Below are 24,504 nucleotides of genomic sequence, written 5' to 3' on the forward strand. Positions count from 1 at the left end.
ACCTCCCCGGTTCCCACCGCTGCTCCCGCGGGCCCGTCGGCCCGGTGCCCTTACGGTCCCATCCTCCACCAGTCCCGGTCCTACCCCGGACTTTTGTCCTAAGCCACCGGGGGCACCCGAGAAAAGCCGTTCCCCACGGAGTAATGTCGCACCCGAGAAGACGATCACGAGGAAGGAACAGCTACATGCTTTCCCGCCTGTTCGCCCCCAAGGTGAAGGCCAGCGCTCACTGCGACCTCCCCTGCGGCGTGTACGACCCCGCCCAGGCCCGCATCGAGGCCGAGTCGGTCAAGGCCGTCCAGGAAAAGATGGCCGCCAACGACGACGCGCAGTTCCAGACGCGTGCCATCGGCATCAAGGAGCAGCGCGCCGAGCTCGCCAAGCACCACGTCTCGGTGCTCTGGAGCGACTACTTCAAGCCGCCGCACTTCGAGAAGTACCCGGAGCTGCACCAGCTGGTGAACGACACCCTCAAGGCCCTCTCGGCCGCCAAGGGCTCGTCGGACCCGGCCACGGGCCAGAAGGCTCTGGACTACATCGCCCAGATCGACAAGATCTTCTGGGAGACCAAGAAGGCCTGATCCAGGCCTGGTTCACACCGGCGACCGGCGGGCGGTGCACCCCCGCGGGTCCGTGAACTTCTGAAGGGGCCCGGTCGAGCGGCACTGCCGCTCGACCGGGCCCCTTCGGCGTCCCCCTTCGGCATCACCCTTTGGCACCATCAGGAGTCCCCTCGTGTCCCCGCGCCGCCCCCGCGTCCTCTACGTCACCGATCTCGCGTATCCCGCCCAGGGGCGCCGCTACTGCGACGAGGACATCTACCTCACGTCCCGACTGCGCTCCGCGTTCGACCTCGCCCTGTGCCACCCGCTGGACGCGACCGCGCTCATGGACGGCTTCGACGCCGTCGTGGTGCGCAACAGCGGCCCGGTGCTCGGCTACCAGGAGGCGTACGACGAGTTCCGCGCCCAGGCCCTGGAGCGCGGCACGAACGTCTACAACCCGCTGACCGGGCGCGCCGACATGGCCGGCAAGCAGTACCTCCTGGACCTGACCACGGCCGGCTACCCGGTCATCCCCACGGTCGACCGTGGGGCGGACCTGGACCGGCTGCCGAAGGCCGACACCTACATCACGAAGCCGAAGCTGGGCGCGGACTCGATGGGCCTGCGCGTCGTACCCGCCGCCGAGCTCGCCGCGCTCGCCGGACTCCCGGACGGGGACGGCCTGCTGGTGCAGCCCCGCATCGACTTCCAGTACGAGGTCTCGTTCTACTTCGTCGACGCCCAGCTGCTGTACGCCTTGTACGCGCCCGACCCGGCGCGCCGCTGGGAACTGCGCCCGTACGAACCGACCGCCGCGGACCGGGAGTTCGCCCGCTCCTTCGTCGAGTGGAACACTCTCCCGCACGGCATCCAGCGCGTCGACGCCTGCCGCGCCCCGGACGGCGAGCTGCTCCTCGTGGAGCTGGAGGACCTCAACCCGTACCTCTCGCTCGACCTGGTGGACGAAGTGACACGGGAGGCGTTCGTGACGGCGATGGAGAGCTCGGTACGAGCTAGCGTCTGAGGCGAAGAGACCCGCCCAGGACACACAGGGAGTTCACTCATGAGCAGCACCGACCCGTCCACCGCCCGCCCCGTCGTCGCAGTTCTCGGCACCGGCACGATCGGCGCTCCGATGGCCCGCAATCTGGCGCGCGCCGGGTTCACCGTGCGGGCCTGGAACCGGACCCGTTCGAAGGCGGAGCCGCTGGCCGCCGACGGCGTGACGGTCGCGGACAGCGCGTCCGACGCGGTCCGGGACGCCGCCGTCGTCGTGACCGTCCTGCCCGACGGCCCGCGCACCCTGGACGTCGTCCGGGAGGCCACGCCGAAGCCCGGCACCGTGTGGGTGCAGTCCGGAACCGTGGGCGAGGGCATCGACGAGCTCGCCGAGTACGCGGCCCGCGCCGGGCTCCTGCTGGTCGACGCGCCCGTTCTGGGCACCCGGCAGCCCGCCGAGCAGGGCACGCTGACCGTGCTCGCGGCCGGCCCCGAGGCCACCCGCGAGAGCGTCCAGCCGCTCTTCGACGCCATCGGCTCCCGCACGCTGTGGGTCGGCGACGGCAGTCCGGGTCCGGCCAGCCGCCTCAAGCTCGCCCTCAACTCCTGGGTGATCGCCCTGACCACGGGCGTCGGCGAGACCCTCGCGCTGGCCCGCGGGCTCGGTGTGGACGCGGAGGATCTGGTGGCCGCCATCACCGGCGGCCCGCTGGACAACGCGTACTTCCAGAACAAGTCCGCGGCCATCCGCAGCGGCGACTTCACCCCCAGCTTCTCCGTGGACAACGCGGCGAAGGACGCGGGCCTGGTGCTCGCCGCGGCCGAGCGCGCGGGCCTCCGCGTGGACGCGGTGGCGGCCGCCCGCGACCGCTTCCTGCGCGCGTCCGAGCAGGGTCACGGCGCGGACGACATGGCCGCCACGTACTTCGCGAGCTTCCCCGACGCCTGAGCGGCGGCCCGCCCGCGGCGGCGTCAGCCGGCGTCGGCCTCCCGCCACATGGGCCAGATCGTCGGCCCGTCCGGCAGGTCGATCGCCGTCCCGGTGAAGACGAACCCGAGGCGCTCGTACAGCTCGCGGCTGCGCGAATTGCTGGCTTCCAGATAGGCGGGCAGCCCCTCGCGGTCGCAGCGCTCGAGCACCGGCGCCATCATCGCGGTCCCCAACCCCTGGCCCTGCCGCTCGGGCGTGACACCGATCATCCACAGGTAGACGTGCGCCCGGCCCACGGGATGCGCCAGCGCCGTCCACCGGGCTATCTGCTCAACCCGTACGTTGTCGGGGTCGACGGCCGCCCGCACCTGCGCGGGCACGTCCTCCTCGCCCTCGCCCTCGTCCTCGTGCTCGGCCGGCATGTCCATCCACAGCGCGACGGCCGAACCGTCCTCGGTGAGATCCACATATCCGTCCGCGAACGTCACATCCGCGAACACCCCCATGAGCCCGGAGTGCCGCTCCCGGCGCTGCTGCTCACCGGGGAACACCCATCCGCTGACCGGGTCGTCCATGAACGCCTCGTCGAGCAGCCGCACCACGAGATCCCGGTCCGCCTCCCCCGCACGCCTGATACCCACACCCATCCGTCCCGCCCCTCGCCCCTCGTCCAACCAGCTGGTCCTGCACGGCGGTTGGCACTCTAGGCGATCACTTGCGACCCCGCCGCCCCGGCCGGGGTGCCGTACGTGATGACGGCACCCCGGCCGGCAGGCGTCAGTACCCGCGGCGCGTGACGAACTCCGCCAGCGACAGCAGACCGTCCGCCGCCTCCGGCACCGGGACCGCCTGCGCCAACCGGTCCACCGCGCGGGACATGTGGTCCGCGGCCTGCGTCTGCGCCCAGTCCCGGCCACCGGCCCGCTCCACGGCCAGCGCGATCGCCTCCAGCTCCCCCGCTCCTTCCTTCTTCGGCCCCGGTGGCCCGTACAGCGCCGCCAGTTCGTCCGCCGCCGCGCCGCCGGAGGCGAGCGCGGCGACCACGGGCAGGGACTTCTTGCGTACGGCCAGGTCCGCACAGGCCGGCTTGCCGGTGCGGACCGGGTCGCCCCAGATCCCGATCACGTCGTCGATCAGCTGGAACGCCAGTCCGGCACAGCGCCCGAACGCGTCGAGCGCCTCGACCTCCTCGTCGCCCGCCCCCGCGTACAGCCCGCCCACCGCGCAGGCGCAGCCGAGCAGCGCCCCGGTCTTGGCCTCCGTCATGGCAAGGGTCTCCGGCAGGGACACGTCCGCCGGGTCCCGCCCCTCCAGGGCGACGTCGACGGCCTGGCCCTCGCACAGCTCCACCACGCAGGCCGCGAGCCTGGCGGCCGCCGCCGAGGCCGCCGGGTGGCCCTCCTCGGCGAGCAGGCGCTGCGCCTGGGCCTGTATCGCGTCACCTGCGAGGATCGCGTCGGCGTCCCCGAACACCGCCCAGGCGGTGGGCCGGTGCCTGCGGGTGGCGTCCCGGTCCATCACGTCGTCGTGCAGCAACGTGAAGTTGTGGGTCAGCTCCACGGCGGCCGCCGCACGCACCGCCCGCTCGGGCCGCCCGCCGAGGGCCCGCGCCGCCGCGAGCACGAGGGCGGGCCGCACGGCCTTCCCCGCGTTCCCCGTGGCAGGCGTGCCGTCGGCGTGCTCCCAACCGAAGTGGTAGCGGGCGACGCGGCGTATCGAGCCAGGGAGGGCCTCCACCGCCCGCCGCAGCTCGGGGTCGACCGCGGCCCTGGCCTGCGCCAGGATCGCCGCTGCCTCCTGCGCCTCGTACCCCTCCACCGCGGCCGCCCCGGTCGCCTCTGCTGCCATGCGCGTCTGCTCATCCACGGCCGGCTGTGTCATGGACTCACCCCCGAAAGGGCGCGGACGGTGGCGGTTCCGCTGCGGGTGGGCGCGTATCTCCTCGGTGTACCCGCCCGGTCGGGCGGGGACACGGCGAATGGGGCGCGGCCCGTCACCGCCACCTGCCGACCTCGACGTTCTCCAGCACTCCGAGCGCATCGGGCACCAGAACCGCCGCCGAGTAGTACGTCGTCACCAGGTACGAGATGATCGCCTGCTCGCTGATGCCCATGAACCGCACGGACAGGCTGGGCTCGATCTCGTCCGGGATGCCGGACTGGCGCAGCCCGATGACGCCCTGGTCCTCCTCTCCCGTACGCATGCAGATGATGGATGTGGTCCGCGCGTCCGAGACCGGGATCTTGTCGCACGGATAGATCGGCACACCGCGCCAGGTCGGGATGCGGCTCCCGCCGACGTCGATGCTCTCGGGGACGAGGCCCCGCTTGCTGAGCTCGCGGCCGAACGCGGCGATCGCCTTCGGATGCGCGAGGAACAGCTTGGAGCCGCGCCGCCTGCTGAGCAGTTCGTCCATGTCGTCGGGGCTCGGCGCGCCGTCGTGCGGCTGCAGGCGCTGCTCGTACTCGCAGTTGCTGAGCAGGCCGAACTCCCGGTTGTTGACCAGTTCGTGCTCCTGACGCTCCTTCAACGCCTCGACCGTGAGCCGGAGTTGGTGTTCCGTCTGGTTCATGGGCTGGTTGTAGAGGTCGGCCACGCGCGAGTGGATGCGCAGCACGGTCTGGGCGACGCTCAGTTCGTACTCGCGCGGCGCGGATTCGTAGTCGACGAAGGTCCCGGGCAGGGTCGCTTCCCCGACGTGGCCGGCCGCGAGGTCGATCTGCTTCTCGCCGTACGCGTTGGCCCGCTGCCGGGGGAGCGCGCGCAGTGCCTGGAGGTGGCCGCGCAGCGCATCGGCGCGCTCGGCGACCTGCTCGAAGTCGCCCCGCGGCAGCGTGAGTACGGTGCACGCGGTGGCCGCTCGCGCCGAGTACTCCCAGATGCTCTCCGGGTCGAGCAGGGCCTGATCGCCGAAGTACGCGCCGTCGGCCAGCACTCCGAGCACCGCGTCGTCCCCGTAAGGACCGGTGCCGACCTTCTCGACGCGGCCGTGTGCGAGCAGGAACACCTCGTCGGCCCGGCTGCCGAACGAGGCGAGCAGCTCGCCGGCCGCGAACTCCCGCTGGGTGCAGCGCTGTGCGAGCTCGGCAAGCACGCCCTCGTCCTCGAAGCCCCGCAGCGCGGGGAGCTCTCCCAACTCGGCGGGGATGACCCTGACGTCGTCCCCCGTCTTCACGAACGTGACGCGTCCGTCTCCGACCGAGTAGCTGAGCCGTCGGTTGACCCGGTACGTACCGCCTTTCACATCCACCCAGGGCAGCGTCCGCAGCAGCCAGCGGGAGCTGATCTCCTGCATCTGCGGTGCGGATTTGGTGGTCGTGGCCAGGTTCCGCGCCGCGGACGTACCCAGACTCTTCTGCGGTCCGGGGGTCTGCTCGCGGACCTCTTCGCCTACCGACATGTGCAATGCCCTCCCGATCATGAACTGACCTGCGAGGACAAGCCTTCAGCACGGAGAGCGATCGCACCATTACACAAATGAGGGGGAATGGATGGCGGGTGGGCGGGGCATTGGGTGGGCACTTTCGCACTCTCCCGGCTCATGTTCCGCCGGCGGCCGGAACTCGAAGATCCCGGCGTGCGTTGGTCAGGAAACGGTAAAGACGAGAAGGGTGATCACCATGGCGGGATTTATGGACCGGGCCAAGGAGCAGGCGCAGCGCGGCCTGACTCAGGGCAAGCAGAAGCTGGACGACGTGCAGGCGCAGCGCGCGGGCGGCGATCTGCTCAAGCGACTGGGCGCGGCGTACTACGCGGAGCGCAAGGGCACCGGCAGCCCGCAGGCCACGCAGCAGGCGCTGCAGGCCCTCGAATCGCACATCGCGGTGAACGGGGACGGCGTCCTGCGCAGCTGAGCGACCTGGCCGCCGGCGCCGCGAACGTTGTGCACGTTATGCGAACAGTAGGTCGCTGAACGGCGGTTCCGGGTAAAAGCGAACCGTAAGAGACGGTACGCAGTCGGCGGCCGTCGCTCCCGCGAAGGAGACGGCCGTGGCCCCACCCATGTCCGCAAGCAGCTTCATCAAGGCTCTCAAGGACGAGGGTCTGACGGTGGTCGAAGTCGGCGACTGGCGGCGGCACAACCGCAATCACATCGGCGACTGGGGCCCGTTGAACGGGGTGATGATCCATCACACCGCCACCTCCGGGAGCGCCAGCACGGTGCGCATCTGCCGCGAGGGCCACGCGAACCTGCCGGGGCCGCTGTGCCACGGCGTCATCACGAAGGACGGCCGTGTCCACCTGGTCGGCTACGGCCGGGCGAACCACGCGGGCCTGGGCGACGACGACGTGCTGCGCGCGGTGATCGCGGAGAAGGCCCTGCCGCACGACAACGAGGCGAACACGGACGGCAACAGCCGCTTCTACGGCTTCGAGTGCGAGAACCTCGGCAACGGTGACGACCCCTGGCCCGCAGCCCAGCTGGAGGCCATCGAGAAGGCGGCCGCGGCGATCTGCCGGCACCACGGCTGGACCGAGCGCTCGGTCATCGGCCACCTGGAGTGGCAGCCGGGGAAGATCGACCCCAAGGGCTTCACGATGGCGTCGATGCGGGGGCGCATCAGGGACCGGCTCAAGTAGCCGTCCGCCGCCGCGCGGGCGGGGACCCGGCCAGGTGTCCGACAATGGCCGGGTGTCCCGCCCCACCGCCTCCGGCCTGCGCCCCCGCCTCCCGTCTCCCCTCGTGGAGGTCGACGACGAGCGCTTCGCGCGCCACGGCGTGCGTCTGCTGCTCAAGCGGGACGACCTGATCCATCCGGACCTGATCGGCAACAAGTGGCGCAAGCTCGCCCGCAACCTCGAGGCGGCACAGGCGCGGGGCCGCGCGATCCTCACCTTCGGAGGCGCGTACTCGAACCATCTGCGGGCGACGGCCGCGGCGGGCCGCCTCCTGGGCCTGACCACTATCGGTGTCGTCCGCGGCCAGGAACTCGCCGACCGCCCGCTCAATCCGTCCCTGTCCCGCTGCGCGGCCGACGGGATGCGTCTGCACTTCGTCGACAGGTCGACGTACCGGCGCAAGACCGATCCGGACGTGCTGGCCGGTCTCCTCGACGCGGCCGACGCCGATGACGCGTACGTGGTGCCCGAGGGCGGCAGCAACTCCCTCGCCGTTCAAGGCTGTACGGACCTCGGCCGGGAGCTGCGCGGCCACGCGGATGTCGTCGCGCTCGCCTGCGGCACGGGCGGCACCCTCGCGGGGCTCGCCGCCGGACTCGCCCCCGGCCAGCGCGCGGTGGGCGTCGCCGTCCTCAAGGGCGGGTTCCTGGAGGACGACGTCCGCGCCCTCCAGGAGGCGGCGTTCGGCGGTCGGCGGGGCTCCTGGCGCGTGGAGGACCGGTTCCATTTCGGCGGCTACGCGCGCGTGCCCGAGGAACTCGCGGCGTTCGCCGAGGACTTCGAGTTCCGCCACGGCGTGCCCGTGGAGCACCTTTATGTCGCCAAAGCGTTGTACGCACTTGTCGCCCTCGCGCAGGAGGGCGCGTTCCCGAGCGGCACGACGCTCGCGGCGGTGATCACGGGCGCCCCCTTCGAAGGCGCTCAGTCGTCGACCTCCCGGTAGGCGGCGGCCTCCTCCAGGTCCAGCTTGCGCAGCAGCGTCCGCAGCATCTCGTCGTCGATCCGCCGCTCGTCCCGCATCCGTACGAAGACCTCGCGCTCGGCTGCGATCGCCTCTCGCGCGAGCCGGCGGTACGTGTCGTCGGCGGACTCCCCGGTCACCGGGTTGGCCTGCCCGAGCCGCTCCCACACCGAGTTGCGGCGCCGCTCCAGGACGGTGCGCAGACGGTCCTGGAGGGGGGTGGGCAGGCAGTTGCGCTCGTCCCGCATCAACTCCTCCACGCGCTCCTCCGCGGCCACGGAGGCGGCGTTCTGCGCCTGTGCCTCGGCGAGCGTCTCGGCCTGCGTGTCCCGGCCCGGCAGCTTGAGGAGCTTGATGAGCGGCGGCAGCGTGAGCCCCTGGATGACGAGCGTCCCGATGACCGTCGTGAAGGTCAGGAAGAGCACCAGGTTGCGCGAGGGGAACGGCTCGCCGTCCTCCGTGACCAGCGGGATGGAGAACGCGATGGCCAGCGACACCACGCCCCGCATGCCCGCCCAGCTCACGACCAGCGGCCGCTTCCAGTCCGTGTCGCTCTCTCGCGCGCGGATGCGGGGCGACATGCACCACGGCAGATAGGTGGCCGGATACGACCACACGAAGCGGATCACCACCACGAAGACGAACACCCCGACCGCGTACCAGACCGCCTGCCACACGCTGTACTCGCCGAGTCCTTCGAGGACGAAGCGCAGCTGGAGGCCGATGAGCGCGAAGACCGACGACTCCAGGATGAACGCGACGACCTTCCACACCGCGGTCTCCTGGAGCCGTGTCTCGAAATCGACCTGCCAGGAGCGGTGCCCCAGGTAGAGCGCGACGGTCACGACGGCGAGCACTCCGGAGGCGCCCACCTGCTCCGCGACCGCGTACGCGAGGAAGGGGATCAGCAGCGAGAGCGTGTTCTGCAACAGCGCTTCCTTGAGATGCGTGCGCAACCAGTGCAGCGGCACCATCAGCAGCAGCCCCACGCCGACCCCGCCGACGGCCGCCACCAGGAACTCCTGGATCCCGCCCGCCCAGCTCGCGCCCTCGCCCACCGCCGCGGCGAGCGCCACCTTGTAGGCGGTGATCGCGGTCGCGTCGTTCACGAGGGACTCGCCCTGGAGGATCGTGGTGATCCGGGAGGGCAGTCCCACCCGCCGGGCGATCGCCGTGGCGGCCACCGCGTCCGGCGGCGCGATCACCGCTCCCAGGACGAGCGCGGCCGTCAGCGGCAGGTCCGGGATCAGCTCGTACGCCAGCCAGCCCACCGCGAGCGTGGCGAACAGGACGTAGCCCACGGAGAGAAGCGCGACGGGTCTGATGTTCGCCCGTAGGTCGAGGTAGGAGCTCTCCAGGGCGGCGGTGTGCAGCAGCGGAGGCAGGATCAGCGGCAGCACGACATGCGGGTCGAGCACGTATTCCGGGACCCACGGCACGTAGGACGCGATCAGACCGATGGCGACCAGGAGGAGCGGCGCCGGGACGGGCGTCCTGCGCGCCACCCCCGCCACCGCCGCGCTGGCGGCGACCAGACCCACCAGAGGCAAAACGTCCATGACCCGCCTTCCACCGCCCTGCTCCGCGCCACCCGTCGTAACCTGGCCATCATGAACGAGTGCTCGCACGTCGCCGCGTTGCCGCACCCCGAGCCCGCGCCTCTGAGCGAGACCTGCTTGGAGTGCCTGGCCGTCGGCAGTCACCCTGTGCAACTACGGCTGTGTCTGGTCTGCGGTCACGTCGGGTGCTGCGACTCGTCCCCGTACAAGCACGCGACGGCTCACCACACCGAGACCGGCCATCCGGTGATGCGCACCTTCGAGCCTGGTGAGAGCTGGCGTTGGTGCTTTGTCGACTCGATGCTCGTCTGAACCGACGGATGCCCGGCCCCTCCGGGGTTCGATCCACTGACGCCTGGGTACGTCAAACCGGCGCCCGCTCTTTCCAATTGAGCCCGCACACCCTCTAGCCACTGTCCGTACCCGTATGCTTACTATGAGTGACAGCAATGGGCCGGGGGTCCCCGGGACAGGAAAGTCGGGCGCGCGGTAGCGTCACCGCAGATATATGTGGCGCATCACCCGGGGGACGACGCCTCCGGAGCCCGAAAGTGCTTGTACCACCTTGGAGGTGAGGGTGTCCCAGTTTGCAGGCGAGCCCGGGAATCAGGACTTCGTAGAAGTCCGGCTGCCGGCTGCGGGTGCCTACCTGTCGGTGTTGCGGACGGCCACGGCCGGCCTCGCGGCACGTTTGGACTTCACCCTCGACGAGATCGAGGACCTGCGCATCGCTGTCGACGAGGCCTGCGCGATCCTGCTTCAGCAGGCCGTCGCGGGCTCCGTACTCAGCTGCGTGTTCCGGCTGGTCGACGACTCCTTGGAGGTGACGGTCTCCGCGCCGACGACCGACGGCCGGGCCCCTGAGCGCGACACCTTCGCGTGGACGGTGTTGTCGGCCCTCGCGGGCCAGGTCGACTCCACAGTGGCCGAGGACAAGACCGTCTCCATCAGCCTCTACAAGAAGCGCGGCGCGGGCCCCGGCCCGACGTGAGGAACGGGGACGGTCCGGTGCGGGACGACAAGCGCGGCACACGGGATCTCCCGGCCGACGGCACGGGCGGGATGCAAGGGCCGACCACCGGCATCCCCGAGCAGCAGGCCCTGCCGCACCCGGAGGATGCCGAGAACACGGTGGGCCCGGCGACCGACGCGGCACAGCAGGCAGCGCCGACCCCGGGGGCCGTGCTTCGCGGGGGCTCAGCGGGATCGGACGCGCGACGGGCGGGATTGATGAGCGACCACGAGCGACACGGTGAGCGGCACGACCGGCACGATCCGCGGGACCGCAGCGGTGCGCGGGCGATGTTCATCGAGCTGCGCACACTGAAGGACGGCAGCCCGGAGTACGCGGAGCTGCGCAACAAGCTCGTGCGCATGCATCTGCCCCTGGTCGAGCACCTGGCGCGCCGCTTCCGCAACCGCGGCGAGCCACTGGACGACCTCACCCAGGTCGCGACGATCGGCCTGATCAAGTCGGTCGACCGTTTCGACCCCGAGCGCGGCGTGGAGTTCTCCACGTACGCGACGCCGACCGTCGTCGGCGAGATCAAGCGGCACTTCCGCGACAAGGGCTGGGCCGTGCGCGTGCCGCGGCGCCTTCAGGAGCTGCGCCTGGCCCTGACGACGGCGACCGCGGAGCTGTCCCAGGTGAACGGCCGCTCCCCCACGGTCCATGAGCTGGCCGAGAAGCTGGGCATCTCCGAGGAGGAGGTCCTGGAGGGCCTGGAGTCGGCCAACGCGTACTCCACGCTGTCCCTGGACGTCCCCGACACGGACGACGAGTCCCCCGCGGTCGCGGACACGCTGGGATCCGAGGACGAGGCGCTGGAGGGCGTCGAGTACCGCGAGTCCCTCAAGCCGCTCCTGGAGGACCTGCCGCCGCGCGAGAAGCGGATCCTGCTGCTGCGTTTCTTCGGGAACATGACGCAGTCGCAGATCGCCCAGGAGGTCGGCATCTCCCAGATGCACGTCTCCCGTCTGCTGGCCCGCACGCTGGCCCAGCTCAGGGACAAGCTCCTCGTCGAGGAGTGACCCACGTGGTGATCCGAGCTACTGGGAGGACCCCGGCGCGCGGATGCCCAACGCGCGCGTGGTCTCGGGATTGACGAGCAGCACCAGCGAGGCGATCGACACGGCGGCGAGCGCGATGCCGCCCCCGATGGCCATGCTGTCGGCCTGCAGCAGCGTGTAGGCGACCGGCAGCGCCATGATCTGCGTGATGATCGCGGGGCCGCGGCTCCAGCGCTTGCGGGCGAGCAGTCCGCGCGCGGCGAACAGCGGCAGCAGCGCGAGCACGATGAGCGTGACGCCGCCGGTCGCGGCCTGCTCCGGGTTGTCGGGGTGCCCGGCAAGGCCGGCGACCAGCATGTAGGCGCCGCCCACGACGAGCGCGACTCCTTCGAGCCCGGCCAGGGCCGCGGCGGCGGTCAGCCGACCGGGGCGCGGGCCGTCTTCTTCGTGCGGTTCGGGGGCGGGGTTCTGCTCTGAGGTCACCTTTGCAACCTACCTCGGTCTGGGCGCGATCAAGAGCGCTGGGTACGCTGCCTTGCATGCGTGCACTTCTCGTGGTCAATCCGGCGGCAACCACCACCAGCGCGCGCACGCGTGATGTGCTGATCCACGCCTTGGCGAGTGAGATGAAGCTCGAGGCCGTCACCACCGAGTACCGGGGCCACGCGCGCGACCTCGGCCGGCAGGCCGCGGAGAGCAAGGACATCGAGCTGGTCGTCGCCCTCGGTGGCGACGGCACGGTCAACGAGGTCGTGAACGGCCTGCTGCACCACGGCCCCGACCTCGACCGGCTGCCCGGCCTCGCCGTCGTCCCGGGCGGCTCCACGAACGTCTTCGCGCGCGCCCTCGGCCTGCCGAACCACCCCGTGGAGGCCACAGGGCAGCTCCTGGACGCCCTGCGCGAGGGCCGTCGGCGCACGGTGGGCCTCGGCCTCGCCTCCGGCACGGTCGGCACGGAGGACGAGGGTGTGCCGTCCCGCTGGTTCACGTTCGCCTCGGGCCTCGGCTTCGACGCGGGCGTGGTGGGCCGTGTGGAGCAGCAGCGGGAGCGCGGCAAGCGTTCGACACATGCCCTGTACGTGCGACAGGTCGTGCGCCAGTTCCTCGGTGAGGCCGACCGTCGGCACGGCACGATCACGCTCGAACGTCCGGGCGAGGATCCGGTCACCGATCTCGTCGTCTCCATAGTCAGCAACACGTCGCCGTGGTCCTTCCTGGGCAACCGGCCGCTGTACCCGACGCCCCAGGCGTCCTTCGACACCGGCCTTGACGTGCTGGGACTCAAGAAACTCTCCACTCCCGCGGTGGCCCGCTACGGCACCCAGCTGCTCGCCTCGTCGCCCGAGCGCGGCCCGCACGGCAAGAACGCGGTCACGCTCCACGACCTGACGGACTTCACCTTGCATTCGAAGGCGCCCCTGCCCCTTCAGATGGACGGTGACCACCTGGGACTGCGGACCAGCGTGACGTTCACAGGCGTACGCCGTGCACTGCGTGTGATTGTGTGAGTGGAAGGGACTAAAGTCCTTCATCTCGAACGTTTGGGCCAGCATCCACCCCATGGAAGTACGGCTGTGACCTAGCCGACACCGAGGAATCAAAAAAAACTTTCCGGAAGGGGTTGTATCCGCCGCCGAGGTTTGCGAATCTCTATATGGCGCTCGGGACGGCCCGAAACATCGGCCCCACAGAGAGCCCGAATCCCCTCCTCAAAGCAACGGACCACCGTCGCGTATGTGACGTTCGGCCCTTAACTTGTCGGGGAATTCGTGAAAGCGTTCACATTCACAAGCAACCTGTACGTAATACCAAGGAGAGGTAGCAGCCATGGACTGGCGTCACAACGCCGTTTGCCGCGAAGAAGACCCCGAGCTCTTCTTCCCCATCGGCAACACTGGTCCTGCGCTGCTGCAGATCGAGGAAGCCAAGGCCGTCTGCCGCCGCTGCCCCGTCATGGAGCAGTGCCTGCAGTGGGCGCTCGAGTCCGGCCAGGACTCCGGCGTCTGGGGTGGCCTCAGCGAGGACGAGCGCCGCGCAATGAAGCGCCGCGCCGCTCGCAACCGGGCCCGTCAGGCCTCCGCCTGATTTCCCACCCCGTTCGAGCCTGAGCCCGGCGGCGCGTACATCGCGTACGCATCTCCCGCCCCCGAGCCGCAGCGCGCAGTACCCCCGATGCTCCCCCAGGCTCAGCCCGGGACATGACCCGAGCAACGCGAGCAGTGAGCCCCGGACCGTTCAACGGTCCGGGGCTCACTGCTGTTCGGGCACTGCCGCGCGTGCCCGTACGGCTATTTGCTGCTGCGTACGGGAATGTCGAGGATGACCTGCGTGCCGCGCTCCGGTGCGGGCACCATGTCGAACGTTCCGCCCAACTCGCCCTCCACCAACGTGCGTACGATCTGCAGGCCAAGGTTCCCGGCGCGCTTCGGGTCGAAGTTCTCGGGCAGACCGACGCCGTCGTCCTGGACCGTGACCAGGAGTCGGGCCTCCTTGCTGGTGCCGCCGCGCACGGCCGAGACCTCGACGGTGCCGGTGTCGCCCTGACGGAAGCCGTGCTCCAGTGCGTTCTGGAGCACCTCGGTGAGGACCATGGACAGCGGGGTCGCCACTTCGGCGTCCAGGATGCCGAAGTGGCCGGTGCGCCGGCCCACCACCTGGCCCGGTGAGATCTCCGCCACCATGGCGAGCACCCGGTCGGCGATCTCGTCGAACTCCACGCGCTCGTCCAGGTTCTGGGAGAGCGTCTCGTGCACGATCGCGATGGAACCGACGCGGCGGACCGCCTCCTCCAGCGCCTCGCGCCCCCGGTCGGAACCGATACGGCGGGCCTGGAGGCGGAGCAGGGCGGCGACCGTCTGCAGATTGTTCTTCACCCGGTGGTGGATCTCCCGGATGGTCGCGTCCTTGGTGATCAACTCGCGTTCGCGGCGACGCAGTTCGGTGACGTCGCGCAGGAGGACCAGCGAACCGATGCGCGCGCCCTTGGGCTTGAGCGGGATCGCGCGGAGTTGAATCGATCCTTCCTCGCCCTCGACGTCGAATTCGCGCGGCGCCCAGCCGCTGGCCATCTTGGCCAGCGCCTCGTCCACCGGGCCGTGGGACGGGGCGAGTTCGGCCGTCGTCGTGCCGAGGTGGTGGCCGACCAGATCGGCCTGGAAGCCCAACCGGTGGTACGCGGACAGGGCGTTGGGCGACGCGTACTGGACCACGCCGTCCGCGTCGAGCCTGATCAGGCCGTCGCCCGCGCGCGGGGACGCGTCCATGTCGACCTGCTGGTCGGGGAACGGGAAGGTGCCCGCCGCGATCATCTGCGCCAGGTCGGAGGCCGACTGCAAATAGGTCAGCTCCAGGCGCGAGGGCGTCCGGACGGTCAGCAGGTTGGTGTTGCGCGCGATGACGCCGAGGACCCGGCCGTCCCTGCGTACGGGGATGGACTCCACCCGCACCGGGACCTCCTCGCGCCACTCGGGGTCGCCCTCGCGCACGATGCGGCCCTCGTCGAGCGCGACGTCCAGCATGGGGCGGCGGCCGCGCGGGACGAGGTGGCCGACCATGTCGTCCTGGTAGGACGTCGGCCCGGTGTTGGGCCGCATCTGGGCCACGGAGACGTATCGCGTGCCGTCGTGGGTGGGAACCCACAGGACGAGGTCGGCGAAGGAGAGGTCGGAGAGCAACTGCCACTCCGAGACCAGCAGATGGAGCCACTCGAGATCGGGGTCACCGAGGGCGGTGTGCTGGCGGACGAGATCGTTCATGGAGGGCACGAGCCGAGCTTAACCGCAGGGGTACGGGGCCCCGAAAAGACCGACGGGCCGCGGCGCCGGAGGTCGGGACCCTCAGCCCTTCCCCTAGCACCGCAGCCCTTCAGGTGCACCGGCTTCCAGGTGTGCGGTCCCGGCTGCCGGTCGAGGATCCGACGCAGTCAGGGCAGAGAGCGTCGGTTCCTCTGTCCGTCCTCCTGTGCGGGGAGGGCGGAAGCCACAGTTACGCATTGTGGACTAGACCATTCTCCCATGTCTATGCGTCGGCAGAGGTTTGTTCTCGTCTGTTTCTCCGAGGCTCACGGCCGACCGGGTCACCGGGTCTGCGTCACCTTCGCGAGGGCGCGCGGGGCGTCGGGGTCCTGACCGCGGGCGATGGTCACCTCGTACGCCAGGAGTTGGAGAGGGAGGATTTCGAGCACCGGCTGCACCTCCTCCGCCACCCCGGCGGTCGGCAGGACGAAGCCGGCGGAGGCGCGGGCCACCTGGGCCTCGGGGCCGACCACCATCAGATCGGCCCCGCGCCCGCGGAGCCGGTCGAGGACGGGCCGCAGGGCGTCGCCGCCCCGGCCGTCGGTGACCACGGCGATCACCGGGGAGACGTTGTCGACCATGGCGAGCGGGCCGTGCAGCAGATCGGCGCCGGAGTACGCGAGGGCGGCGATATAGCTGGTCTCCATCAGCTTGAGGGCCGCTTCCTTCGCGGTCGGATAGCCGTAGCCACGGGAAATGATCACCATGCGTCCGGCGAAGCGGTAGCGGGCGGCCAGGGTGCGGACCTCGTCCCGGCGGGCGAGAACCCGGTCTGCGTGGTCGGGCAGCACGGAGGCGGCCGCTCCGTCGCCGCCCCGCAGGCCCTCCACGAAGAGGTACAGGGCGAGCAGCGAGGCGGTGTACGTCTTCGTGGCGGGCAGCGCCTTCTCCGGTCCGGCCATGATGTCGATGTGGTGCTCGGAGACGGCGGCCAGCGGGGAGTCCGGGTTGTTGGTCACGGCGAGGGTGATCGCGCCGGCCTCGCGGGCGGCCTTCGTCGAGGCGACCAGGTCGGGCGAGCCGCCGGACTGGCTGACCGTGATGACCAGCACGTCGCGGAGGTCGGGGCGGGCGCCGTACGCCGTCGTGGTGGACATCGAGGCGAGGCCGCAGGGCAGGCCGAGCCGGATCTCGATGAGGTACTTGGCGTAGAGCGCGGCGTGGTCGGAGGTGCCGCGGGCGGTGAGCAGGACGAAGCGGGGGGCGCGGTCGGCGACCCGGCGGGCCACGTCCTGGATGCGCGGGGCGCCGGTGGCGAGGAGCCGCCTGAGCACGTCGGGCTGCTCGTGCATCTCCCGCGTCATGATCCGGCCGGGGCGCTCCGGGTCGGACGGAGTGGCGTTCATACGGGCACCTCCGGTGGGGCGACGGGCACCTTCCACTGTGGCCGCTGGGTGCCCGCGCCGCCCACCGGACGCTTCGAGGTGCCGAGCCACGGCGCAGCGCCGAGCATGGACGGAGACATGGACGGCGACGTGGGCGATGACGGGGCCGAAGAGGTGGCCCAAGAGGTGTGGCGGAGGGCCTGACCGGCGGGGTCACGCTCTGCTAGATTGGTCTATACCACATGTCATCCCGACATCCCGTCTCCTCTGACCAGAACGGCAGGCCCAGCGTGGAAGTTGTGATCGTTCCGGACGCCAAGGCAGGTGGCGAGCTGATCGCCGAGGCCATGGCCCAGCTGCTGCGGCGCAAGCCCGACGCACTGCTCGGCGTGGCCACCGGCTCGACTCCGCTGCCCATCTACGAGGCCTTGGCGGCCCAGGTGCGCGCCGGTGCGGCCGATGCGTCGAAGGCGCGGATCGCCCAGCTCGACGAGTACGTGGGGCTGCCGACCGGGCACCCCGAGTCCTACCGGGCGACGGTGCTGCGGCAGGTCGTCGAGCCGCTCGGACTGAGCGAGGCGGCGTTCATGGGGCCCGACGGCAGCGCCACCGACGTGCAGGCCGCGTGCGAGGCGTACGACAGCGCGCTGGTCGAGGCCGGGGGCGTGGATCTGCAGCTGCTCGGGATCGGTACGGACGGGCACATCGGGTTCAACGAGCCGTGTTCCTCGCTCGCCTCGCGGACCCGGATCAAGACGCTGACCGAGCAGACCATCGCGGACAACGCGCGGTTCTTCGACGGGGACCTGAGCCAGGTGCCGCGCCATGTGATCACGCAGGGCATCGGGACGATCCTGGAGGCGCGGCACCTGGTGCTGCTCGCCACCGGTGAGGGCAAGGCGGACGCGGTGGCCGCGACCGTCGAGGGCCCGGTCGCCTCCGTGGTGCCGGCCTCCGCGCTGCAGTTGCACCCGCACGCGACCGTCGTGGTCGACGATGCGGCCGCGTCGAAGCTGAAGCTGGCGGGTTACTTCCGGCACACGTACGCCAACAAGCCGGAGTGGCAGGGGCTGTAGCCCTGCCGGGCGTTTACGTGACGGTGCCGGTCGCCCCCGTCGGGGTGACCGGCACCGTTCGTTTCTGCCCTGAAGCGGGGCCCGGGCCACTGGAACGCTCGGCCCCCACCGGGGTGCCGCCTTGCCCACCCTGCCGCCCAAGGCGGGTGCGGCGGACGGGAGCGGAGCCGTCCGTGGGCGCCGGCGGATCTCCCAAGGCGTGGTGCGGCACCCCGTCGGGCCGACGCCCCCGGAGGGGGCGGGTGGTGGGAGATGGGCGGGGGGCACGGCCATTGCCCACGGGTGGGCGGGGCAGTTCAAGCCCGGCTCTTGGGCGAGAGCCCGCCGGGGGGGCGGAGCGCGGTCCCGGGGCCTCAGCCGCTCACGATCGCCTCCACCGCCCACGGGCGAGCGGGGCAGTTCAAGCCCGGCTCTTGCCGAGGCGCGGCCCCGGGGCCTCAGCCGCCCGCGGGTGAGCGGGACAGTTCAAGCCCGGCTCTTGCCGAGGCGCGGCCCCGGGGCCTCAGCCGCCCACGAACACCTCCGCCGCCCGCGGGTGAGCGGGACAGTACAAGCCCAGCTCATGCCGGGGCGCAGCCCCGGGGCCTCAGCCGCTCACGATCGCCTCAGCGGCAGCGACCCCGCACACCCTCGCCGCCCCGTGCGTAGCGATGTGCGGTGCGCCGCGTGGTGGGGCCTGGGGTACGCCCATTTCGACGACGACCGTGTCCGGGCGGGCGGCCAGGAGGTCGTCCAGGGCCCGGGACATCCACGGGTGCCGGTGCTCGTCGCGGACCACCGCCACCACGCGCCGCTCCCCCGCGGCGGCCAGGGCGGCGGAGCCCGCGTCGGCGCCGGTGTAGGAGCCGGTGGTGGTGCCGGGCAGCAGGCGTTCGAGTTCGGCGGCGACGCCCCACGGCGTCTCGTCGCCGACCGCGATGTTGGCGACGGGCGTGAAGGCGGCGACGTGCACGGGGCCCGAGACCGGCGCCCCCTGCTCCCCGCGCGTCACCGTGACCGCGCGGCGCGCCGCGTCGAGCCCCACCCCGGAATCGCCCTCCGGGGTCCCGGTACGGGCCGACGCCGTCGCCCACTTGGACAGCGCGCGGACCCGCGCGGCCGCGTCCGCGAGGCGTTCCTCCGGGAGGTCACCGGAGCGCACCGCGCCCACCAGCGCGTCCCGCAGCCGCAGCACCGTGTCGTCGTCGGCGAGCCCACCGCCCACGCAGATCGCGTCGGCGCCCGCGGCGATCGCGAGGACGCTGCCGCGCTCGATGCCGTACGTGGCGGAGATGGCCTTCATCTCCATGCCGTCCGTGACGATCAGGCCCTCGTAGCCGAACTCCTCGCGCAGCAGGCCGGTGAGGATGCGACGCGACAACGTTGCCGGGTACTCCGGGTCGAGCGCGGGCACCAGGATGTGCGCGCTCATCACGGCCCGCGAGCCCGCCGCGATCGCCGCCCGGAACGGCGCGAGGTCACGGGAGCGCAGCACGTCCAGGTCGACGTCGATGCGCGGCACGTCGTGGTGCGAGTCGACCGCCGTGTCCCCGTGTCCCGGGAAGTGCTTCGCACAGGCGGCGACGCCCGCGGACTGCAGGCCCTCGACGTACGCGGCGGTGTGCCGGGCCACGAGCGTGGTGTCCGCGCCGAAGGAACGTACGCCGATCACCGGGTTGTCCGGGTTGGCGTTGACGTCCGCGGAGGGCGCCCAGTTGAGGTTGACGCCGCACTCGGCGAGGCGGTGGCCGAGCTCGGCGGCGACCGCGCGGGTCAGCGCCGCGTCGTCGACCGCGCCGAGCGCGTGGTTGCCCGGGAAGGACGAACCTGTGCGGACTTCGAGGCGGGTGACGTCGCCGCCCTCCTCGTCGATGGCGACCAGGACGTCATCACGCTCGGACCGCAACTGGGCGGTGAGGGCGGCAAGTTGCTCGGGCGTGGCGATATTGCGACCGAAAAGACCGACCGACGCCAGTCCCTCGCCGAGCCGGCGCAGCAGCCAGTCGGGCGCCGATGTGCCGGTGAACCCGGGCTGGAGGACGGTCAGGGCGTCGCGCGTCAGAGTGTCGGTACCACGTGTCAATGTCGACCGGTTTGTCATCTGGGTGCGTTATCCCTTCACGGCGCCGGATGTGAGTCCCGTGGCCATCTTCTTCTGGATGAACATGAAGAAGATCACCACCGGCAGAGCGATCATGGTGGACGCGGCCATCAACGCGCCGTAGTCGGTGCCTCGTTCGGTCGTGAACGTCATCAGCCACACGTTAAGCGTGTACTTCGAGTCCTCGTTCATCAGGATGTACGCGAACAGGTACTCATTCCACGCGTTGACGAGGGCGAAGATCGAGGAGGCGGCGAGGCCGGGGGCGAGCAGCGGGAAGACGACGCGGCGGAACGCGCCCATCCGCGTACAGCCGTCGACCATCGCCGACTCCTCCAGCTCCACGGGGATGTTGACCACGAAGCCGCGGATCATCACCGTGGCGAAGGGCAGCGTGGAGACGAGGTAGACGACGATGACGCCCCAGTACTCGTTGAGTCCGCCCATCGCGTTGAGCTGGGTGTAGATGGGGATGAGCATCGCGGTCGGCGGCAGCATCTGGACCAGGATCATCGCCATGAGGAGCGCGCGCCGGCCGGTGAAGCGGAAGCGGCCGATGGCGAGGGCCGCGAGGGTCGCGATGACCATGCCGCCGACGACGGCGACGATCGAGATGATCAGGCTGGACTGGATCGCGGTGCCGAAGTTCGGCTGTTTCACGGCGCGGGCGAAGTTGTCGAAGGTGAGCGACGACGGCCACAGCGTCTGGTCGTAGGAGCGGATCTCGTGGTTGGGGCGCAGCGCCGAGATGACGAGCCAGTAGACCGGGAAGGCCATCACGACGGCGATGGCGAGCCCGAGGATGTTGTAGCCGAGCCTGGTCTTCTTGCGGTCGGGGCGCAGCCCCTGCCTGACCGGTGCGGTGGAGGCGCTCATTCGACCTCTCCTGTCTTCATGAGCTGGCGCAGGTAGTACACGGCCACGCCGGAGAGCAGCAGAACGGTGATCAGGGCGATCGCGGTGCCCTGGCTGAAGGACGTCGAGGTGAACGCCTTGGAGAAGGAGTAGAGACCGAGGGTCTCGTAGTCCGGTTCGGGTTTGTTGCCGCGCAGCAGCCAGATCTGCCCGAAGACGTTGAAGTCCCAGATCACCGAGAGCGTGGTGACCATGATGAAGACGGGCTTGATGACCGGCCAGGTGACGAAGCGGAAGACACCGAGGGCGCTCGCGCCGTCGAGCTGGGCGGCCTCCTCCAGCTCCGCGGGGACCTGGGTGAGGGCCGCGTACAGGGTGATCACGACGAACGGGACGGCGCCCCAGATGACGAGCGCGGCGATGATCGAGAAGCCCTGCAGCGGGTCGAGGAACCAGTTGTGTCCGAGGAAGTCCTCGCCGGCAACCTTGGCGATGAGCGTGTTGATCAGGCCGTAGTCGGAGTCGGCGAGCCAGCGGAAGATCGAGGAGGCGACGAGCAGGGGCATCGACCAGGCGGCGATCAGGGCCGTGGTGAGTGTGAGCCGCACCCAGGTCGCCAGGCGCATCATCAGCAGCGAGATCAGCAGGCCGATCGCCATGGTGAGCGCGACGCAGACCACCATGAAGACCACCGTGCGGACGGTGACCTGCCAGAACTCCGCGTCGCCGAGGATGTTGGTGAACTGGTCGAGGCCGACCCACGGCGGGCTCTCACCCGTCCACAGCTCGCGGCGTCCCATGTCCTGGAAGGACATGATCACGGTCTTGACCAGGGGGTACGCATAGACAGCGGCCAGCGCGACGATCGCCGGCAGGATCAGGAGGTAAGGGAGCGACGCCCCCTTCTTCCGCGGGGGGCGGCCGGTGCCGCGGGGGCCTTTGATGCCCTTGGTGAGCACGTCCCCTTCCGGGGTGTCCGCCGTGAGCGGCGGCGGCCCGGCGGCCTTGGTGTCGGCGGCAGTCACGTGGCTGACCTTTCTCGTTCTCAGCGAAAGGGAGAAGAGGAGACAGAGGGGGAACGGCGGGGCCGGTCGATGCCGGCCCCGCCCCCGCCGCTCCTCGCTCCGGAGCCCCGAAGGCGGCTCAGGACTCCTTGTTGATCAGCTCGTCGATCTTGGCGTCGGCCGCCTTGGTGGCCTCGGCGACGGACTTGCCCTTGAGGATGTCGAGAAGCATGTTCTTCAGGACCTCCTCCTTCTCGATCGCCGTCCAGCCCGGGGCGATCGGCGTGAACCAGGCGCTCTCCACCGCGTTCGCCGCGGCCTCGGTCTCCGCCTTCTCCTTCAGCGGCTGCAGCTGCTTGGTGTTGCTCGGCAGCACGTTCTTGGAGGTGAGGACCTCCTGGGACTTCCCGCTCGTGAACATGGAGATCCAGTCCTCGGCGAGGTCCGCGTTCTTCGACTTCTGCGTGACGGCGAGGTCGGAGCCGCCGACGAAGGACGGCAGGGTCTTGCCGTTCGGGCCCGGCATGGAGGCGACGGCGATCTTGTCCTTCAGCTTCGGGTTGCCGTTGGCCTTGCCGTCGACGACGGAGCCGGCCTCCCAGCCGTTGCCGTACAGGACGCCGGCCTTCTCGTTGGCCATCACGTTGGCGTGGTCCTGCTCGTCCTTGGTGATGTCGCCCTTGTTGTACTTCTTCACCAGGTCGATGAAGTGCTGGATGCCTTGCCTCGACTTGGCGTCGGAGAGGGTGCCCTTCCACTTCTTGGTGGCGTCGTCGTACGAGGCGATGCTGCCGCCGTACGCCTCGACGTAGGACATGGCGGCGTACCAGTAGCGTCCCGGCAGGTACAACGAGGAGAAGCGCTTGTCCTTCGCGCCCTGCTTCGCCGTCTCCTTGTCCATCGCCTTGAGGAACGCGGCCTCGTCGGTGGGCAGCTTGTCGGAGCCGGTGGCCGACTTCAGCAGGTCCTTGTTGTAGATGGCGACGCGCGCGCTGGAGTAGTACGGGACGCAGTACATCTTGCCCTCGAAGGAACAGGTGTCCGCGAGGCCCTTGATCCAGGAGTCGCTGTTGTCGTACTTCTTCGGGTCGATCTCGGCGAGCGCCCCGTTGAGGATGTACTGCATGGTCTCGGTGTTGCCGAGCTCGACGACGTCCGGGAACTTGTCGCCGCCCAGGGCGGTGTCGAGCTTCTTGGCCTTGTCAGCCCACTGCTGGTACGAGACGTTGACCTTGACCTTCGGGTACTTCTTCTTGAACTGCGCGTTGACGTCCTTGACCAGCTCGGGCCAGGTGCTCTGCGCGTCGACCATCAGCCAGACCGTGACGGCCCCCGTGCGGTCCTTCGGGTCCTTGCCGGCATTGCTGCCCCCGTCGCCCCCACACGCCGCGACCGCGGACATCATCGCCGCGACGCCAACGGCCGCTATGAGCTTGCGCTTCATGTCACCCTCCTCAGGGATGCCTGCAACCCCCCACCCACAGCGATGACATACGGCGAGCACACGTCTGTGTACGCGGATCCGGCTGATGGGACTGGGACCTGATCTTTAATGGTGTAGACCAGTACGGGGAGCTTGGCCCAGACCAATAGGGCTGTCAAGGGTGGTCGAGAGGGGTCTCCGCGTCCGTTACCGGAACGACACCCGGGCCGCATCCGCCAAGCGGGGCAAGGGCGTTGACCGCGTCTCGGCACCCCCGGCGGGTGGACTAGACCAGACGGCCACCGGGCGGTATAAGGAGGGGTCACGGAGTCGCGTGGGCACCGGAGCGCGGGAAGGCGGAGCATGAGCACCGACGTCAGCAGTGCGGAGAACGAGGGCGGGGCGCCCGTCCGCACCGCACGCGTGCCCAAGTACTACCGCCTCAAGAAGCATCTGCTCGACATGACGGAGACACTGCCGCCCGGCACCCCCGTCCCGCCCGAGCGCACCCTCGCCTCCGAGTTCGACACCTCCCGCACCACCGTCCGCCAGGCCCTCCAGGAGCTCGTCGTCGAGGGCAGGCTCGAACGGATCCAGGGCAAGGGCACCTTCGTCGCCAAGCCCAAGGTCTCCCAGGCGCTCCAACTCACCTCGTACACCGAGGACATGAGGGCCCAGGGCCTGGAGCCGACGTCGCAGCTGCTCGACATCGGCTACGTCACCGCCGACGACACGCTCGCGCACCTCCTCGACATCTCCGCCGGCGGCCGTGTCCTGCGCATCGAGCGGCTGCGCCTCGCGAGCGGGGAGCCGATGGCGATCGAGACCACGCACCTGTCGGCGAAGCGCTTCCCGGCGCTACGCCGCAGCCTCGCCAAGTACACCTCCCTCTACACCGCGCTCGCCGAGGTCTACGACGTGCGCCTCGCCGAGGCCGAGGAGACCATCGAGACCTCGCTGGCCACGCCGCGCGAGGCGGGCCTGCTCGGCACGGACGTGGGCCTGCCGATGCTGATGCTCTCCCGCCACTCGATCGACGGCTCGGGGCAACCGGTGGAGTGGGTACGCTCGGTCTACCGCGGCGACCGCTACAAGTTCGTGGCACGGCTGAAGCGGCCGGCGGATTAGCGGTTCGGCTGGGGGTCCGGGGGTTACCCCCGGGAGAACACAGCGTGGCACGACTGAAGCGGCCGGCGGATTAGCGGTTCGGCTGGGGGTCCGGGGGTTACCCCCGGGAGAACACAGCGTGGCACGACTGAAGCGGCCGGCGGATTAGCGGTTCGGCTGGGGGTCCGGGGGTTACCCCCGGGAGAACACAGCGT

Annotated in this window: 25 protein-coding genes; 14 read left to right on the forward strand and 11 right to left on the reverse strand. The window is 70.3% G+C overall.

From position 1 onward, the window contains the following. The first annotated feature begins 185 nt into the window (after positions 1-185). The 3 genes from sodN (at position 186) to ACFYWS_RS04690 (ending at position 2,493) form a co-directional block, all read left to right on the forward strand. Positions 186-581 (forward strand): superoxide dismutase, Ni, encoded by a 396-nt coding sequence (gene sodN, locus ACFYWS_RS04680; protein WP_266713972.1) that lies wholly within the window; start codon positions 186-188, stop codon positions 579-581. A 154-nt stretch (positions 582-735) separates the two neighbouring features. After that, complete coding sequence (locus tag ACFYWS_RS04685) at positions 736-1,569, forward strand: hypothetical protein (protein ID WP_389269555.1); 834 nt, start codon at positions 736-738, stop codon at positions 1,567-1,569. Positions 1,570-1,608: 39 nt separating this feature from the next. Next, positions 1,609-2,493, forward strand: a complete 885-nt coding sequence (locus tag ACFYWS_RS04690; RefSeq protein ID WP_389269557.1) for an NAD(P)-dependent oxidoreductase — start codon at positions 1,609-1,611, stop codon at positions 2,491-2,493. 23 nt (positions 2,494-2,516) lie between these two features. On the opposite strand, the gene ACFYWS_RS04695 is transcribed toward ACFYWS_RS04690, so the two are convergent. From ACFYWS_RS04695 to ACFYWS_RS04705, 3 genes are all read right to left on the reverse strand, one after another. Next, a complete protein-coding gene (locus tag ACFYWS_RS04695; RefSeq protein WP_389269559.1) occupies positions 2,517-3,122 on the reverse strand; it encodes a GNAT family N-acetyltransferase in 606 nt (201 codons plus the stop codon). Positions 3,123-3,252: 130 nt separating this feature from the next. Continuing rightward, complete coding sequence (locus ACFYWS_RS04700) at positions 3,253-4,323, reverse strand: family 2 encapsulin nanocompartment cargo protein polyprenyl transferase (protein WP_389271685.1); 1,071 nt, start codon at positions 4,321-4,323, stop codon at positions 3,253-3,255. Positions 4,324-4,468: 145 nt separating this feature from the next. Further along, the gene (locus tag ACFYWS_RS04705; protein ID WP_389269561.1) at positions 4,469-5,875 is read right to left on the reverse strand and encodes a family 2B encapsulin nanocompartment shell protein; all 1,407 of its coding nucleotides are present in this window, start codon (positions 5,873-5,875) and stop codon (positions 4,469-4,471) included. A gap of 220 nt (positions 5,876-6,095) precedes the next feature. Between ACFYWS_RS04705 and ACFYWS_RS04710 the strand changes: the two genes are divergently transcribed. From ACFYWS_RS04710 to ACFYWS_RS04720, 3 genes are all read left to right on the forward strand, one after another. After that, complete coding sequence (locus tag ACFYWS_RS04710) at positions 6,096-6,329, forward strand: hypothetical protein (RefSeq protein ID WP_389269563.1); 234 nt, start codon at positions 6,096-6,098, stop codon at positions 6,327-6,329. A 136-nt stretch (positions 6,330-6,465) separates the two neighbouring features. Continuing rightward, positions 6,466-7,056: an N-acetylmuramoyl-L-alanine amidase gene (locus ACFYWS_RS04715; protein ID WP_389269565.1), complete on the forward strand. Its 591-nt coding sequence runs from the start codon at positions 6,466-6,468 to the stop codon at positions 7,054-7,056. Positions 7,057-7,108: 52 nt separating this feature from the next. Continuing rightward, a complete protein-coding gene (locus tag ACFYWS_RS04720) occupies positions 7,109-8,038 on the forward strand; it encodes a 1-aminocyclopropane-1-carboxylate deaminase/D-cysteine desulfhydrase (protein ID WP_389269567.1) in 930 nt (309 codons plus the stop codon). Here ACFYWS_RS04720 and ACFYWS_RS04725 read toward each other — a convergent pair. After that, on the reverse strand, positions 8,017-9,615 hold the full coding sequence (locus ACFYWS_RS04725) for a Na+/H+ antiporter (RefSeq protein ID WP_389269569.1): 1,599 nt from the start codon (positions 9,613-9,615) through the stop codon (positions 8,017-8,019). The two genes, ACFYWS_RS04720 and ACFYWS_RS04725, sit on opposite strands and share 22 nt — an antisense overlap. Positions 9,616-9,666: 51 nt before the next feature. Here ACFYWS_RS04725 and ACFYWS_RS04730 point away from each other — a divergent pair, with 51 nt between their 5' ends. From ACFYWS_RS04730 to ACFYWS_RS04740, 3 genes are all read left to right on the forward strand, one after another. Beyond that, a complete protein-coding gene (locus ACFYWS_RS04730; protein WP_389269571.1) occupies positions 9,667-9,927 on the forward strand; it encodes a UBP-type zinc finger domain-containing protein in 261 nt (86 codons plus the stop codon). A gap of 265 nt (positions 9,928-10,192) precedes the next feature. Further along, entirely contained in the window at positions 10,193-10,606 is a 414-nt protein-coding gene (locus tag ACFYWS_RS04735) for an anti-sigma regulatory factor (protein WP_326013872.1), read from the forward strand. Next, positions 10,603-11,646, forward strand: a complete 1,044-nt coding sequence (locus tag ACFYWS_RS04740; protein ID WP_389269573.1) for an RNA polymerase sigma factor SigF — start codon at positions 10,603-10,605, stop codon at positions 11,644-11,646. Before ACFYWS_RS04735 ends, ACFYWS_RS04740 begins: the two co-directional genes overlap by 4 nt. 18 nt (positions 11,647-11,664) lie before the next feature. Here ACFYWS_RS04740 and ACFYWS_RS04745 read toward each other — a convergent pair whose 3' ends face one another. Beyond that, complete coding sequence (locus ACFYWS_RS04745; RefSeq protein ID WP_389269575.1) at positions 11,665-12,108, reverse strand: hypothetical protein; 444 nt, start codon at positions 12,106-12,108, stop codon at positions 11,665-11,667. Positions 12,109-12,164: 56 nt separating this feature from the next. Between ACFYWS_RS04745 and ACFYWS_RS04750 the strand changes: the two genes are divergently transcribed. Both ACFYWS_RS04750 and ACFYWS_RS04755 read left to right on the forward strand, forming a co-directional pair. Beyond that, a complete protein-coding gene (locus ACFYWS_RS04750; RefSeq protein WP_389269577.1) occupies positions 12,165-13,133 on the forward strand; it encodes a diacylglycerol/lipid kinase family protein in 969 nt (322 codons plus the stop codon). Positions 13,134-13,452: 319 nt separating this feature from the next. Next, positions 13,453-13,710 (forward strand): WhiB family transcriptional regulator, encoded by a 258-nt coding sequence (locus tag ACFYWS_RS04755; RefSeq protein WP_016639615.1) that lies wholly within the window; start codon positions 13,453-13,455, stop codon positions 13,708-13,710. Positions 13,711-13,913: 203 nt separating this feature from the next. On the opposite strand, the gene ACFYWS_RS04760 is transcribed toward ACFYWS_RS04755, so the two are convergent. Together ACFYWS_RS04760 and ACFYWS_RS04765 are read right to left on the reverse strand one after the other, a co-directional pair. Then, positions 13,914-15,380: a sensor histidine kinase gene (locus ACFYWS_RS04760; RefSeq protein ID WP_389271688.1), complete on the reverse strand. Its 1,467-nt coding sequence runs from the start codon at positions 15,378-15,380 to the stop codon at positions 13,914-13,916. Between the two features lie 320 nt (positions 15,381-15,700). Continuing rightward, positions 15,701-16,765 carry an SIS domain-containing protein gene (locus ACFYWS_RS04765; protein WP_389269579.1) on the reverse strand — a complete coding sequence of 355 codons (1,065 nt, stop codon included), beginning with the start codon at positions 16,763-16,765 and terminating at the stop codon, positions 15,701-15,703. A 48-nt stretch (positions 16,766-16,813) separates the two neighbouring features. Here ACFYWS_RS04765 and ACFYWS_RS04770 point away from each other — a divergent pair, with 48 nt between their 5' ends. Both ACFYWS_RS04770 and nagB read left to right on the forward strand, forming a co-directional pair. Beyond that, positions 16,814-16,948, forward strand: a complete 135-nt coding sequence (locus tag ACFYWS_RS04770; protein WP_389269580.1) for a hypothetical protein — start codon at positions 16,814-16,816, stop codon at positions 16,946-16,948. Between the two features lie 86 nt (positions 16,949-17,034). Next, the gene (gene nagB / locus ACFYWS_RS04775) at positions 17,035-17,820 is read left to right on the forward strand and encodes a glucosamine-6-phosphate deaminase (protein ID WP_389269582.1); all 786 of its coding nucleotides are present in this window, start codon (positions 17,035-17,037) and stop codon (positions 17,818-17,820) included. Between the two features lie 586 nt (positions 17,821-18,406). On the opposite strand, the gene ACFYWS_RS04780 is transcribed toward nagB, so the two are convergent. From ACFYWS_RS04780 to ACFYWS_RS04795, 4 genes are all read right to left on the reverse strand, one after another. Next, positions 18,407-19,900 carry a glycoside hydrolase family 3 protein gene (locus ACFYWS_RS04780; protein WP_389269584.1) on the reverse strand — a complete coding sequence of 498 codons (1,494 nt, stop codon included), beginning with the start codon at positions 19,898-19,900 and terminating at the stop codon, positions 18,407-18,409. Positions 19,901-19,909: 9 nt separating this feature from the next. Continuing rightward, on the reverse strand, positions 19,910-20,776 hold the full coding sequence (locus ACFYWS_RS04785) for a carbohydrate ABC transporter permease (protein WP_389269586.1): 867 nt from the start codon (positions 20,774-20,776) through the stop codon (positions 19,910-19,912). Next, on the reverse strand, positions 20,773-21,714 hold the full coding sequence (locus ACFYWS_RS04790; RefSeq protein ID WP_389271691.1) for a carbohydrate ABC transporter permease: 942 nt from the start codon (positions 21,712-21,714) through the stop codon (positions 20,773-20,775). The genes ACFYWS_RS04785 and ACFYWS_RS04790 overlap by 4 nt, the downstream gene beginning before the upstream one ends. A gap of 184 nt (positions 21,715-21,898) precedes the next feature. Beyond that, complete coding sequence (locus tag ACFYWS_RS04795; protein ID WP_389269588.1) at positions 21,899-23,203, reverse strand: sugar ABC transporter substrate-binding protein; 1,305 nt, start codon at positions 23,201-23,203, stop codon at positions 21,899-21,901. Between the two features lie 342 nt (positions 23,204-23,545). Between ACFYWS_RS04795 and ACFYWS_RS04800 the strand changes: the two genes are divergently transcribed. Beyond that, positions 23,546-24,310, forward strand: coding sequence for a GntR family transcriptional regulator (locus ACFYWS_RS04800; RefSeq protein WP_389269590.1), 765 nt, complete (start codon positions 23,546-23,548; stop codon positions 24,308-24,310). Positions 24,311-24,504: the final 194 nt, after the last annotated feature.

The organism is Streptomyces sp. NPDC002795 (genome assembly GCF_042888725.1).
Taxonomy (GTDB): domain Bacteria; phylum Actinomycetota; class Actinomycetes; order Streptomycetales; family Streptomycetaceae; genus Streptomyces.